Annotated in this window: 8 protein-coding genes; 2 read left to right on the top strand and 6 right to left on the bottom strand. The window is 58.4% G+C overall.

Annotated features, from left to right (window positions below; genetic code table 11):
- From fdhF to IE079_RS12885, 3 genes are read right to left on the bottom strand one after another with little or no spacing between them, the layout of a single operon-like run.
- Positions 1–2,901: a formate dehydrogenase subunit alpha gene (gene fdhF / locus IE079_RS12875; protein WP_189577031.1), complete on the bottom strand. Its 2,901-nt coding sequence runs from the start codon at positions 2,899–2,901 to the stop codon at positions 1–3.
- 23 nt (positions 2,902–2,924) lie between these two features.
- The gene (locus tag IE079_RS12880) at positions 2,925–4,463 is read right to left on the bottom strand and encodes a formate dehydrogenase beta subunit (RefSeq protein ID WP_189577032.1); all 1,539 of its coding nucleotides are present in this window, start codon (positions 4,461–4,463) and stop codon (positions 2,925–2,927) included.
- Positions 4,464–4,480: 17 nt separating this feature from the next.
- Positions 4,481–5,017, bottom strand: a complete 537-nt coding sequence (locus IE079_RS12885; protein ID WP_227712488.1) for a formate dehydrogenase subunit gamma — start codon at positions 5,015–5,017, stop codon at positions 4,481–4,483.
- Positions 5,018–5,099: 82 nt separating this feature from the next.
- Here IE079_RS12885 and IE079_RS12890 point away from each other — a divergent pair, with 82 nt between their 5' ends.
- The gene (locus IE079_RS12890; RefSeq protein WP_189577034.1) at positions 5,100–6,176 is read left to right on the top strand and encodes a substrate-binding domain-containing protein; all 1,077 of its coding nucleotides are present in this window, start codon (positions 5,100–5,102) and stop codon (positions 6,174–6,176) included.
- A gap of 44 nt (positions 6,177–6,220) precedes the next feature.
- On the opposite strand, the gene IE079_RS12895 is transcribed toward IE079_RS12890, so the two are convergent.
- Positions 6,221–8,665, bottom strand: a complete 2,445-nt coding sequence (locus IE079_RS12895) for a DUF748 domain-containing protein (RefSeq protein ID WP_227712489.1) — start codon at positions 8,663–8,665, stop codon at positions 6,221–6,223.
- Positions 8,666–8,800: 135 nt separating this feature from the next.
- Between IE079_RS12895 and IE079_RS12900 the strand changes: the two genes are divergently transcribed.
- Positions 8,801–10,552: a protein adenylyltransferase SelO gene (locus tag IE079_RS12900; protein ID WP_189577037.1), complete on the top strand. Its 1,752-nt coding sequence runs from the start codon at positions 8,801–8,803 to the stop codon at positions 10,550–10,552.
- Positions 10,553–10,591: 39 nt separating this feature from the next.
- On the opposite strand, the gene IE079_RS12905 is transcribed toward IE079_RS12900, so the two are convergent.
- The gene (locus tag IE079_RS12905; protein ID WP_189577039.1) at positions 10,592–12,316 is read right to left on the bottom strand and encodes a GGDEF domain-containing protein; all 1,725 of its coding nucleotides are present in this window, start codon (positions 12,314–12,316) and stop codon (positions 10,592–10,594) included.
- Positions 12,313–13,569 carry an ABC transporter substrate-binding protein gene (locus IE079_RS12910; RefSeq protein ID WP_227712490.1) on the bottom strand — a complete coding sequence of 419 codons (1,257 nt, stop codon included), beginning with the start codon at positions 13,567–13,569 and terminating at the stop codon, positions 12,313–12,315. The genes IE079_RS12905 and IE079_RS12910 overlap by 4 nt, the downstream gene beginning before the upstream one ends.
- Positions 13,570–14,116: the final 547 nt, after the last annotated feature.

Below are 14,116 nucleotides of genomic sequence, written 5' to 3' on the forward strand. Positions count from 1 at the left end.
TTACTTGCGGGCCGAAACACCGGATGGCTCCGTCTGGCTGGCTGCAGGCTCAAGCAACCCATGCTGGCGCTGGTCGAACTGTTGGAAGTGGCGCTGCCAGGCCGACGGCTGGCTGACTTTCTCTACCTGTACCGCCGTTACTTTGTACTCGGGGCAATTGGTGGCCCAGTCGGAGCTGTCGGTGGTGACCACGTTGGCACCGCTACCCGGATGGTGGAAGGTGGTGTAGACCACCCCGGGCAGCATCCGGTCACTGATCCGGGCCCGCAAAACCGTCTGTCCCACCCGGCTGGAAATGCCCAGCCAGTCACCTTCGCGGATACCCCGCAGCTCGGCGTCGCTGGGATGGATATCCAGCACATCCTCATGGTGCCAGTGGCTGTTTTCGGTACGGCGGGTCTGGGCTCCCACGTTGTACTGGCTCAGAATCCGGCCGGTGGTCAGCAGCAACGGGAACCTGCGGTTGGTTTTCTCTTCGCTGGCGACATACTCGGTGACCGCGAACCTGCCCTTACCGATCGGGAAATCCAGGGCGTGCATGGTGGGAGTGCCATCCGGATGCTTCTCGTTGCAAGGCCACTGAATGCTGCCCAGTTTCTCGAGTTTGTCATAGCTGACACCGGTAAATGTCGGGGTCAGCCGGGCAATCTCGTCCATGATCTCGGACGGATGCTTGTAGTTCATGGGGTAACCCAGGGCGTTGGACAGGGCCATGGTCACTTCCCAGTCCTCCAGGCCCGCTACTGGCGCCATCACCTTGCGTACCCGGTTGATGCGGCGTTCGGCGTTAGTGAAGGTGCCGTTCTTCTCGAGGAACGTGGAGCCCGGCAACAGCACGTGGGCGTACTTGGCGGTTTCGTTCAGGAAAATGTCCTGCACGATCAGGCAGTCCAGGGCACTGAGTGCGGCTTCCACATGCTGGGTGTTGGGATCGGACTGGGCGATGTCTTCGCCCTGCACATACATGGCCTTGAAGCTGCCGGCTATGGCGGCATCGAACATGTTGGGAATCCGCAGGCCCGGTTCGTCATCAATGGCCACGCCCCAGTCGTCCTGGAACCTGGCCCGCACTGCCGGATCGCCCACATGCTGGTAACCCGGAAGTTCGTGGGGAAAGGAGCCCATATCGCAGGAACCCTGAACGTTGTTCTGGCCCCGCAGAGGGTTAACGCCGACACCTTCACGCCCAATGTTGCCGGTGGCCATGGCCAGGTTGGCAATACCCATTACCATGGTGGAGCCCTGACTGTGCTCGGTGACCCCCAGGCCGTAATAGATGGCGCCATTACCCGCCTCACCATAGGCCCGGGCGGCCTGGCGTACCAGCTCGGCCGATACGCCGGTGACCGCTTCCATGGCTTCCGGCGAATTGCGCTCTTCGGCAATGAACTCTCGCCATTGATTGAACGGCTTTGGCTCACAGCGGCTTTCGATAAAGGCCTGGTCTTGCAGGCCCTCGGTGACAATGACGTGGGCCATGGCATTGACCATGGCCACATTGGTGCCCGGGCGCAGCGGCAGGTGAATCCCCTCCGTGCCGTGGGGCGTTTTCAACAGGTCGATTCGGCGCGGATCAATCACGATCAGTTTCGCGCCCTGGCGCAAGCGCCGGCGCATCTGGGAGGCGAATACCGGGTGTGCATCGGTGGGGTTGGCACCGATTACCACAATGGTGTCGGCTTTCAGGACGGAATCGAAGGTCTGGGTACCGGCGGATTCGCCCAGAGTGGTTTTCAGGCCAAAGCCGGTGGGGGAATGGCAGACCCGGGCACAGGTGTCGGTGTTGTTGTTACCGAATGCGGCTCGTATCAGCTTCTGTACCAGGTAGGTTTCCTCGTTGGTACAACGGGACGAGGTAATCCCGCCAATGCTTTCCCGGCCATATCGGGACTGGGTGTCCTTGAGCTTTTTCGCCGAGAACGCGATGGCCTCGTCCCAGGACACCACTTGCCAGGGGTCGTTGATGGACTCTCGGATCATCGGTTCGCTGATGCGGTCCTTATGAGTGGCGTAGCCAAAGGCAAACCGGCCTTTGACACAGGAATGGCCGTGGTTGGCTTGGCCGCCCTTGTAGGGAACCATGCGCACCAACTGGTCGCCTTTCATTTCTGCCTTGAATGAGCAGCCGACACCGCAATAGGCGCAGGTGGTCACCACGCTGTGCTCGGGCTGGCCGGCGTCAATCACGCTCTTTTCCATCAATGTGGAGGTGGGGCACGCCTGCACGCAGGCTCCACAAGACACACACTCGGAATCCATGAACGGGTCGTTCTGGCCGGCGGAGACGCTGGAGTCAAAACCGCGGCCGTCGATGGTCAGGGCGAAGGTTCCCTGCACTTCCTCACAGGCACGCACGCAGCGGGAGCAGACAATGCACTTGCTGGGGTCGAAGCTGAAATACGGGTTGGAATCGTCCACTTCCGCATCCAGATGATTCTTGCCCTCGAAGCCGTAGCGCACTTCCCGCAGGCCCACGGCGCCGGCGACATCCTGCAGCTCGCAGTTGCCGTTGGCCGGGCAGGTGAGGCAGTCCAGCGGATGGTCGGAAATGTAAAGCTCCATAATGTTGCGCCGGAGCTTCGCCAGTTTGCCGTTCTGGGTGGTCACCGCCATGCCTTCGGTGACAGGCGTGGTACAGGACGCCGGATAGCCCCGGCGTCCTTCAACTTCCACCGCGCACATGCGGCAGGAGCCGAAGGCTTCCAGATTGTCCGATGCGCACAATCTGGGAATGTTAATGCCCGCCAGAGCAGCCGCCCGCAGCACAGATGTGCCTCCGGGGACGCTGATGGTGGTGCCGTCGATGGACAGGCTGACCAGGGTTTCGGAGGTGCCGGGCGGCGTGCCGTAGTCGATATTCGGGTTCAGACTACTCTGATTCGGTTCGAAATATTGCAACATGTCCGTGCCTCCACTCGCTCGGGTCAGGCCGTCAGGTCGTCCGGGAAATGTTTTACCACGCTCTGCACCGGGAACGGGGTCATCCCACCCATGGCACACAGGGAACCATCCACCATGGTCTCGCACAGATCTTCCAGCAGGGTCAGGTTGGCGTCCCGGTTCTCGCCGGCGCGAATACGGTCGATCACTTCAACACCACGTACCGAGCCGATCCGGCAGGGTGTGCACTTGCCGCAGGACTCCACGGTGCAGAACTCCATGGCGAAGCGGGCCTGAGCCCCCATATCCACGGTGTCGTCAAATACCACCACCCCACCGTGGCCGATGCCCGCGCCGAGTTCGGCAAAGGCTTCATAATCCATTGGTGTGTCCCACTGGTCTTGCGGCATATAGGCCATCAACGGCCCACCCACCTGGACGGCCTTCATGGGCCGGCCGGTGAAGGAGCCACCGCCAAAGTCTTCGAGGATTTCCTTCAGGCTGACGCCGAAGGCCAGTTCGATGAGCCCGCCCCGGCGGATGTTGCCCGCCAGCTGGATCGGCAGTGTGCCCCGTGATTTACCCATGCCGTAATCGGCGTAGGCCTGGCCGCCCTGGTCTAGAATGAACGGGACAGCCGCGAACGACAGCACGTTGTTCACCACTGTGGGCTGACCGAACAGGCCCTTGATGGCGGGTAGCGGCGGTTTTGCCCGCACCAGGCCCCGCTTGCCCTCAAGGCTTTCCAGCAAAGCGGTTTCCTCACCGCAAATATAGGCGCCCGCCGCCAGCCGCACTTCCAGGTGGAAATCACGGCCACTGCCCCGGACATTCGCGCCAAGATAGCCTTCTGCCTCGGCACAGCGGATGGCTTCGTCCAGCATGCGGTGCGCCACCGGGTATTCCGAGCGCAGATAAATGAACCCCTGGGTAGCACCTACGGCCAGCCCGGCAATCGTCATGCCTTCGATCAGCATGTAGGGGTCGCACTCCATGACCAGCCGGTCGGCAAAGGTGCCGGAATCGCCCTCGTCGGCGTTGCAGACGATGTATTTCTGTTGTTGCCAGGGCTGGTCATGAACCGTCTGCCACTTGATGCCGGTGGGGAAGGCCGCGCCACCCCGGCCACGCAGGCCGGAGGTCTTGACCTCACCCACAATCGCCTGGGGTGTCATGGCCACGGCCTTTTCCAGCCCCTCAAATCCACCATGGGATCGATAGTCATCAATGGACAATGGATCGGTAATGCCAATCCGTGAAAAGGTCAGGCGCTGCTGATGCTTGAGATAAGGGATGTCCACCACCGGGCCGAGAAACAGCGGGTGCTCGGATTTGCCATCGAACAGGCCGGCGTCCACCAGACCCTGAACGTCGTCCGGTTCAACCGGGCCATAGCCGATCCTGCCCGCGTCGGTCTCGATTTCCACCAGTGGCTCAAGCCAGAACAATCCTCGGGAGCCGTTGCGCACCAGTTCCATATCCACGCCCTGAGCACCGGCGTGGTACCCAATCAGCCTCGCCACCTCGTCGGCGCCCATGGACAGGGCGGTGGTATCGCAGGGCACGTAGATTCTTGTCGCCATGATCAACGCTCCTGTGATTACCGGATTTCCAGGGTGGAGGTGGTGAGCCTGTCCGCCAGGCGGTCAAACTTCTGCGGTGTGATCCGACCGTGAATATCGTCGTTCACGCGGATGGACGGTGCACAGGCGCAATTGCCGAGGCAGTACACCGGCTCCAGAGTGAATTCGTTATCGGCAGTGGTGCCATGATAATCCACACCCAGCCTGGCCTTGATGTGGTCTTCCAGGGCCCGGCCACCCATTGCCTGGCAGGCTTCTGCCCGGCAAACATGGATAACCTTGCTGCCCACCGGGTGGGTCCGGAAATGATGATAGAAGCTGATCACCCCGTGCACTTCGGCCCGGGTCTGCTGCAGCGCCTCGGCGATGATGGCCACCGCGCCTTCGGGGATATAGCCAACCCGGTTCTGGACGGCATGAAGGATGGGGAGCAGGGGACCGGGCTTGTGTTTCAGGGAGTCCACTGCACCCCGGATCATGTCAGGTGTCCAGTCGCCGGCGCTGGGCATCGTGGCGCCAGGCGGTTGTTGGCTTGTCTGCTGGGACCTATGCATAACTGTTCCAGTCTGTTTTTGTTTTGGTACAGTGCTAGCCTTACATTAGCACCCGATCCCTGGCCACGGAATATGAATTTCAATGCATAAGAAGAAGCTCAGCATTTCCCCCGCCTGGGTCTTTCGGACCGACGACGGCGAGCTGTTCGAGCCGGTTCTTTTCCGTCTGCTCGAAAGCATCCGCGATACCGGCAAACTGACTGTCTCGGCGGAAGCGGCCGGCATTTCCTACCGGCACGCCTGGAACCTGCTTAAACGTGGTAGTGATGTCTTCGGGTTGCCACTGGTTGTCATGCACAAAGGGCAGGGCACGACTCTCTCAGCCCTTGGTGAAGAACTGCTATGGACCGATCATCGCGTAAAAGCCCGGCTCGGCCCCCAGATCGACAGCATGGCCTCAGAGCTTAATGACCAGGTGCAGCAACTGCTGGCTGGCCAACACCCGGTACTGCGTCTGCACGCCAGCCACGGTTATGCGGTAGCCCTGCTGCCCGAATTTTCCGATCAGCTTGAAATCAACCTGCAGTATCGCAACTCTGAGGAAGCACTAACGGCGCTCAACCGGGGTGAATGCGACATCGCCAGCTTTCACTTTCCCACCTGCCCGGAACGCGCCCGGGACATCATGGCCCATTACCACCATCAGCTGGCTGGTAACCGGTACTGCCTCATACGCTTCGTCACCCGGCGGGAAGGTCTGATGATGCGAAAAGATGCGACGGTGAAAGTTCAGTCCCTTGCCGAACTGGCCAGCTCCGGACTCCGCTTCATCGGCCGGGACAGACATTCCGGCACCCGCATCCTGTTTAACCTCCTGATGCGCAATGCCGGCCTGACGGAAGACAGCATCAACTGGTCGCCCGAGCAAGAGTTCACTCATACTGCCGTCGCGGCCTTCGTGGCCTCCGGTATGGCCGACGTTGGCTTCGGTGTGGAAGCGGCCGCCAGCCAGTTCAATCTCGATTTCGTGGAGATGGCCTGCGAGCATTACCTGCTGCTTTGCCATGAAGAGCGTCTGGAGCAGGGCGATCTGTCCAGTCTGATCGAACTGATACGTTCACAAGCCTTCGTCGACCGCATCCACCACCTCCCGGGCTATGAGCCGGACAACCCCGGGACCGTCACTACCTTCGAGCAGTTGCTCGCCGGTAATGGCTGAACCGGGATGTCCGGGCCTGACCACTTGACACGCCCTCGCATGTCTCAGTTCGCGGTGATACCCACTTCCATGGCAATGCGCTCGCCGTCCACTGAATCGATCGCTTCGGGAGCCAGAAGACGCACTCTGTCAGCGGCGATACGGGTGTCCGAGGCCGGGTCGGCCAATGTGTCTTTTACCGCTGATGCGCGAGCATTGGCGATGGCTTCGAGCTCGGCCTCTGTAATGGATTGGGCGGCGATGATCTGTTCGGCCAGGTGGTTGCGATAGGACAGGGCGTCCAGTTCCTTTTCGTCCGATGACTCACTCTGTTTTTCCGTGAAGCGTGCCTGGACCGACTCCAGGTCCGTCTCCGGGTAATGCGTGGTGAACATCTTCTCGACAATGCCCTGATTAGGTTCGGCTGTCAGGCTGGGATCCTCGGCTTCGCGCCCCGCTTCAGCCAAACGTTGCCGCAGGGTTTCGATGGCTTTCTCGCGTTGCAGAGCCGGGCCATCGAAAGTTCGGCTGACGGGGCCGGCAAGCTCAAGGACTAAAGCCGGGCGCTGCTTGAGAGCTTCGCGGAGCTTGGCAACGCGCTCGCGCTGGGGAGGGAGGAGGTCGGTGCGGCCTGCCAGAAATTCAACCTGGCCAAGTTCTTCCGAGTCAGCGCCGACGAGGTTTGCCAGAAACGCGAACGGCGCCTTGATGACCGACGTAAGCGCGCTTCCCAGTGCCTGACGGATGACCTGGTTGAAGTCGAATTCCGGATCACCGACATTCCCCGTCACCGGGAGATCGAGATCAATGACGCCCTCACTGTCCTGTAGCAGGCCTATGGCAAGGTCTAGCGGCAGATCCATGGCATCGCTGGAGGCCATCTTTTCACCAAGTTTCAGATCACGAAGCACCAGTTTGTTGTGTCCGTCAAGTTGCTGCTCCTCGACCGTATAATCGAGATCGAGATCCATGGTACCCCCGGCGATCTTGCGGCCAGCGAAGTCCACTGTGTAAGGGGAGTATTCCGGAATCTGAAGGTTGCGGAAGCTCAGCTGCAGATTGGTTCCACGCGTAGGTTGCCAGGCGTCGACGGCGCCATCGGCTCGCGCCAGGCCGTACTCTGCGACCTGACCCTCCAGCTTCACCCGCGCCGGCTCGGCCGAGGTGGAGCTCAGGGTCGATATTTGTCCGCTCAATGAATGGATGCTCGTTGAAAAGGGCAGTGGGAGAGAGTAATCCGCAAACTGGAGGGTGCCGTCGGTCAGTTCGATAGCCTCAATGATGATACCGAACGGCGCTGGCTCCTCGTCTGTGCGCGCGGCATCGTCATTATTCCCGGCCTCGGCCGAGGACGGCTGCGCCATGATCTGTCCGAAGTTGGTGGTCTGGTCCTCGTGGATGACTACCCGGCCGAACAGGCCGTCGACCACGATGGGGTTGGTCTCAAGCTGCCTCTCTTCAAGGCGCAGATCAAGCTGTTCGGTCTGGAGGCTTTGCCATCCGATGAGTGGTTCCTCATCGGAACCCTCGCTGATGCTCAGCTCATCAATTCCGGCGGAGCCCTGAAAGGCAAAAGGCTGCTGTGCATCTGTCTGAATCTGGCCGTTCAGATTCAGTGTGCCGCTATCGAGCCGCACCTTCGCGAACTGCCGCAGGTAGGGTGCCGCCTGCACCAGTGACAGTTCATCGATACTGGCGTTGCCTTCCAGTACGAGGCCGGGCAGAAGTTGAAGGGTACCGTCGAACGCCAGCATGCCGCCTTCCGAGAGCTGCCCGTCCAGGCGCACCGGGAAGCGCTCACCTTTCTGTAGAGTGAACTCCTTTACGGAGAGCCCGACATCCTGCAACGCCAGCGACACCCGATTCGAATCATTAGTGGCAGCAGCTGTGGCCTCCTGCAGGTTATCAGTGAAGCGCAGAACACCGTCCTCGACGTGCAGATTGTTGATGCGCAGCGCAGGCAGTGCCGCGGGTTCATCATCGGAGGGAGCCTTGTCAGACTGCTCGGGAACCAATCGGGAGAAGCGGGTTTCGCCCGAGGCGAAGCGTTCTTCCTGAACGACAGGTTTGTCGAACCGGATTGTTTCAAAGGTCCAGGCTCTGTCGACCACGCTTGACCAGGCAAAATCGATGAACAACCGGTTCCAGCCGAGCAGCTTCCGGTTGTCGGTATCGTCAAGTTCGACCCCGTCGATCTGAAGTATCAGCGTGTACGGGTTCGTTTGTATTGCTTCTATGCGGAGTTCTCGCCCGAAGTCTTCCTCGGCGGTGGTCACGGCAAAGTAACGGATCATCCAGGGCAAGCCAAAAAAGCCCAGCAAGGTGTAAAGGATGATCAACACCAGCAGCCAGAACCGGATTCGACGGGGTGAAGCCCACCGGGTCCGCAGATAGCGGCCAAACCGGCGGAGTGAATCATTGTGTATAGCACCGCGATCATTGGAATGAGCCATGATGTACAGTGTAGACACGCCTTTGCTCAACGTCACTGAGCCGGTGGCCTGAAACACTTGACCACTACAGTTCCGTCAGCGAATGAGCTAACCGGAAAAGCAGCGTAACGACATGATCTTGACGGAAGGATTTCGAGGCGACACTGTAAACAGTCAATGAACCTCGCGTTCCTTTTGATCAGGAGAGCTCTGATGGAGAATCGCATACCGCGAACAACGAGCTTCCACGTGACCAGCCTGGAAGAGCTGGCGCCGATGGCAGACTACTCGCTGATGGATAATCTGAACTGTGATCCTGATTCAGATCCGGACGGCGTTGACCACATGCCGAGGCAGGTCTTCACCGGGCATTATGTGCCAGTCAGGCCAACGCCAATCGAAGCCCCTGAATACGTCGCCCACAGCGAAGGTCTGTTCAGCGAATTGGGCTTTGCTGACAGCCTGGCTCAGTCCACTGACTTTATCCGGATGTTCTCCGGAGACCTTGAACAGGTTCCAGAGCCGATGCGCAAGGTTGGTTGGGCGTGTGGCTATGCGCTGTCCATCTACGGGACCGAATTCACCCAGCAGTGCCCGTTTCAGACCGGCAATGGCTACGGTGATGGGCGTGCAATTTCGGTACTCGAAGGTGTTTTCAACGGTCGACGCCGGGAGATGCAGTTAAAGGGCGCCGGCCGGACACCCTACTGCCGCGGCGCCGACGGCCGGGCTGTGCTCAGATCAAGCGTTCGCGAGTTTCTGGCACAGGAACACATGCACGCGCTGGGCGTGCCCACCTCCCGATCCCTGAGCCTTTACGTATCGAAAACGGAAAAAGTCTGGCGGCCCTGGTATTCCGAGGGTTCCCGCATGAGGGAACCGGACCAGATGATTGCAGAGCCAGTCGCGATTTCCACCCGGGTTGCACCGTCATTCATCCGGGTGGGCCAGCTCGAACTCTTCAGTCGTCGTGCCAGGAGGCAGGAACATCCCGCAGCGATGGAGGAGCTTGAGCAGCTCGTGCTCCATCTGATTGATCGGGAGTACGCTGATGTCATTGATCAATCACTCGATATGCCCACGAAAGTCGTGATGCTGGCACGTGAGTTTCGTGGCCGTCTTGCTTCCCTGGTTGCGAACTGGATCCGGGTCGGTTATTGCCAGGGCAATTTTAACAGTGACAACTGCGCCGCTGGCGGCTTCACACTGGATTATGGTCCCTTCGGGTTCTGTGAAGTGTTTGATCCCCATTACCAGCCATGGACCGGTGGAGGCCGTCACTTCTCCTTCCTGAACCAGCCCGGGGCCGCCGAACAGAACTTCAGGATGTTCTGTTCGGCCCTGCAGCCTCAGCTGAGCGCCCATCAGAAGGAGCTGGCGCAACTCCGGGAGGTTGAAAGAGGTTTTCCGGAGGTGATGCAGGCGGAATTGGAAAAGATGTGGGCAGCGAAGCTGGGGCTTGATGCCTTTGACGCAGGGCTCTTCAGGGAGCTTATGGCGTTGATGACGCAAACGCCTGTGGATTACACGGTCTTTTTCCGGGAGCTGTCGTCGATACCTGACGACATTGAGCCACTCAAGAAGAGCTTTTACAGGCCAGTGGGCGAAGGAGGGGCGGTCGATTCAGTCGCGCTGTTCGAGCGCTGGTCACAATGGCTCACTGAGTGGAAATCACGTACCGGGCTCGCCATGGATGGCGCGAATGGCAACGGGTCCCCCCAACGCGCGAAGCTCTCCAGGAAAATGAAACTCGTCAATCCAAAATACACAATGCGGGAGTGGTTGGTGGTACCTGCCTATCAGCAGGCCGCGGAGGGTGAATACCTGCCACTCAGGGCACTGCAGGGCGTATTGACGCAACCATACGCCGAACAATCAGAAAAGAGCGAGGAGCAATACTACAGACTGAAGCCGCCAGAGTTGTTCAATCTCGGTGGGTTTTCCTATTACAGCTGCTCGTCCTGACCTTGATTACGAGGAAAACCTCCCAGTTACAGTCCAGAATCAACCGGGGCTGGAAATCATCACCTGATTTTTGCCAGCCAACTTGGCCCGATAGAGTGCGTTATCCGCTTTTTTTACCAGTTCGAAACCACTATCAATCTCGCTGCCCGGTTCGCGCACTGCTACCCCGACACTGGTAGTAACTCTGTGCCAAGGGGAGTCTTCGTGCAGAATGTCCAGGTCCGATATTGCAAAACATAAGCTTTCGGCAATAGTCATGGCTTTGTCATGAGAGGTGTCCTGGAGGACGACGATGAATTCCTCCCCACCGTAGCGTGCCGCCAAATCATCTCCACGACGCAGGTGCTTTTGCAAGGAGCGAGCTACATCGCGCAAACACTGATCACCTGCCTGGTGCCCGTAGCGATCATTGAACGACTTGAAATAATCGATATCCAGCATGACGACTGCCAGACTTAACCCATTGCGCAGCGCTGTCGACCATTCCCGATCGAGAATTTCCTCAAAGTAACGCCGGTTGGCCAGGCCAGTGAGGCCGTCAGTACGGGACAATTGTTGTAGCTTGCGGTTAGCCCCTTCCAGTTCCTGCGTGCGCTCCTTTACCCTCTCCTCCAGTGCTTCACTGATTTCCCGGTACCTGACGAGAAGGCGCTCGGTCTCCTCATTTTTCTCCCGGAACACCTCAGCCGCACCAGATAGTTCCTGGAGCTCGGGCCCAAGCTCCGGGGGCGACATGACAGAGATCGTCTCGCCTCTCGCGAGTCGGCGGAAAGTGACGGCCAGATTTTCGATAGGCGTTGCGATGCTTCGACCGATTGCATAAGAGAGGCCAATGATCAGTAGCAACATGAAGGCGCTGCTGGCTAGAGCTAATACGAACACCTGCCAGATGGTGTCGGCTACATCTCTCTCGATCAGACCCATTTCGAGGCGGAGCTCCTCGGAAAGCCGATCAGACTGATACAGAATTTCATGGGTTTCTGCTGCCATTACCACGTTGACCAAGAAGAGATAGCCACGGGTCCGCTGCACGGCTTCCAGTATTGCCTCCTGGTAGGCGCGCACCGATTCATCCATACGAGGAAGCAAAGGCAGCAAGGCCTCATCCCGGTGCAGCTCCGCCAGCTGCCGAATTAGCGCCCGAGATTGGTGGATATTGCTCCTGATAGCCCGAATCAGCGAATTGTCGAGGGAGTCGAAATATTGATGAGTAAGTCGTTGGACTTGCAATACAGAATTACGAAGGCGTTCCACCAAAGCAACCGATTCCGGATCCGATCCCGGAATTCTTGCCGCGAACTCATCCACCAGAGCTTCGTGCTCTACCGCCCGGGTTCGGATCGTCTCGTTGATCAGCCGGCTCTGTCGGTTACGTTGAGTCTTCACCTCTGAGAACGCCTGCTGAAAGCTGTTCAGATGCGTGGTCATGATACCGGCCCGCTCGATGACCGACTCGCTGGCATCGGCTTCAAGTCTGGACAGCAAAACTCTCGCCTGCTTGAACACCAGATCGGCTTGATCCGATGAGAAGCTTTCGCCCTCCTGAACAAACTCCTCCGACAGTCGTTGCAGATCAACCATTCTGGTGGACAGATCCCGACCTAACTCTACCCGCTCGCTGAAAACAGTGAACCGGCGGAAGTCTGAATAGATGTTGTTTATTGCCAGGCCCATGGCAAGAGCCACGCCCGCCCCAATCAGACCGATCACCAGAAAACCGGCAAAGATCCGTTTCTTCAGGCGCCACCGGGAGAATCCGATCATGCCAGCAATAGATCCTTCCATTTGGTCAGCGTGTATTCATAGGTATCCATGACCGTATTCCAGACCGCAACATTCTCGAATCTCTTGATGTAACTACCTCCGCGACGGACTTCCCCGGGAACCGCCACAATATTGCCGTCGGTTCCGGTCATGGGGCTTTCAGCAGGCTTGCCTTCGTACCAGAAGTCCCACTCTTCAGAGCTCATGTACTGTCGGGACCGCTGGGCATTGGAAATATAATAGCCCTGCCTCGCAATAAATGCCCCGGGCCACCCCGACAACCACCAGTTCATGAAGGCGTAAGCCGCCTCCTTTCGTTCTTCGTCAATCGCTGACGACAGGCACATAACCCCATACCAGGCTCGATAGCCTTCCTTCGGGGCGGCATAGGCACAGGGAATACCCATGCCTCGCAACCGGGTAGCTGCAGGCGAAAACATGCTTTCGATATCAACATCGCCTCTTGCCATCAGGTCCACGGAATGAGGAACGGACGACCAGAAGCCACGAAAGTGGCCCTGACGTTTGTAGTCGATGAGGATCTCGAAAAGTTGATCGACTTCCTGCCGGCTCATGTGGCCGATATCGTCAAAACGGATGAGCCCCCGAGCCTGAGCGGCCAGAGCAAGATCGAACAAGCCTATACTTGGTGCGTTTACAATCGCCACCCGGCCACGATGTTTGGGATCTAAAAGCCATCCCCAGCTTTCCGTGTCGTAGGGAATGCCTTCATTAACGGCGTCTGAGCGATACCCGAAGGAATCGACGTTATGAGCGTATGGCAGGAAGCTAATCATGCCAGAGGGTTCGGGGCCCAGAGTCCCATTAGGCTGAATATGAAGCAACCGGTGAGGCGCATCCCCATGACCAACCTGGGCTTCAGGGGATATTCGCCCCGACTTGGGCAGATCGTTAATTTCGTCCCAGTACGTCAGTCGTCGGGTTTCGATGGGTTGGATGGCATTGGCCTGCCAAAGAACACGAATACTGTTCGACCACTGCTCGTAGAGGTCGAAGGAACCGGGGTCTGTGGCGGCTTTAAGCAGGACTTCGGCACTTCCACCCGGATAGAATTCGATGTTTATGCCTAAATCCTGCTCTGCACGTCGCCGTATAGGTTCCTGCAGGGTGACATGGGTGCCGACTACACGCAGTGTGGGCTTGCGGTTTACAGCCTGCACGATGGCCGGGAAACCAGCTTTACTTAACAGGAGACCGGCACCGCCAGCCTTCAGTACATCTCGACGCTTCACCGGGACAATTTCCTGTAGCCAGGACTCCGGAACCCTGCCTTAAATAGCAGGAATCAGCCTTGGGATGAGCATCACTGCTGATATCTCAAGGTCATCGATATTTCATCACATCAAAGGGGCTAAGTCTCCCCAACCAGTCGGATTGCAAACGTAGAGGCTAACGGGTTCTACCCCGGGATTAGCTCAGGTAATGAATCGGGCATAGATACCTCCTGAGGGGATCCAGTCAGCTCCTGCATCAAGCCATTGTCTGAATGACTCCGGATCTTGCCATGAAGACCAGATAAAACGGCTCCGCTCGCCGGCAATAGGATTGAACTTGTGGCCGGCCCAGCCACTCCAATTCCTTCCCCCCCCATATTGACGCCAGTCAAGACAGAGCTCACATGAATGATTACCCAAAATAGGTGCTTGTCAGGTCCCACTGAACGGGCTAATCACTAGCCCGGATTTCTCACTGGGGATAAAAGAAAGCGGCTGAAAGTGCTATGGTTTCAAGAGCCTAACCAATCCACCAAGCACCAACAGCCGCTTCCAAAATGGTACC

Origin of the sequence: Marinobacter zhanjiangensis (assembly GCF_014651935.1) — a bacterium.
Lineage (GTDB): Bacteria > Pseudomonadota > Gammaproteobacteria > Pseudomonadales > Oleiphilaceae > Marinobacter > Marinobacter zhanjiangensis.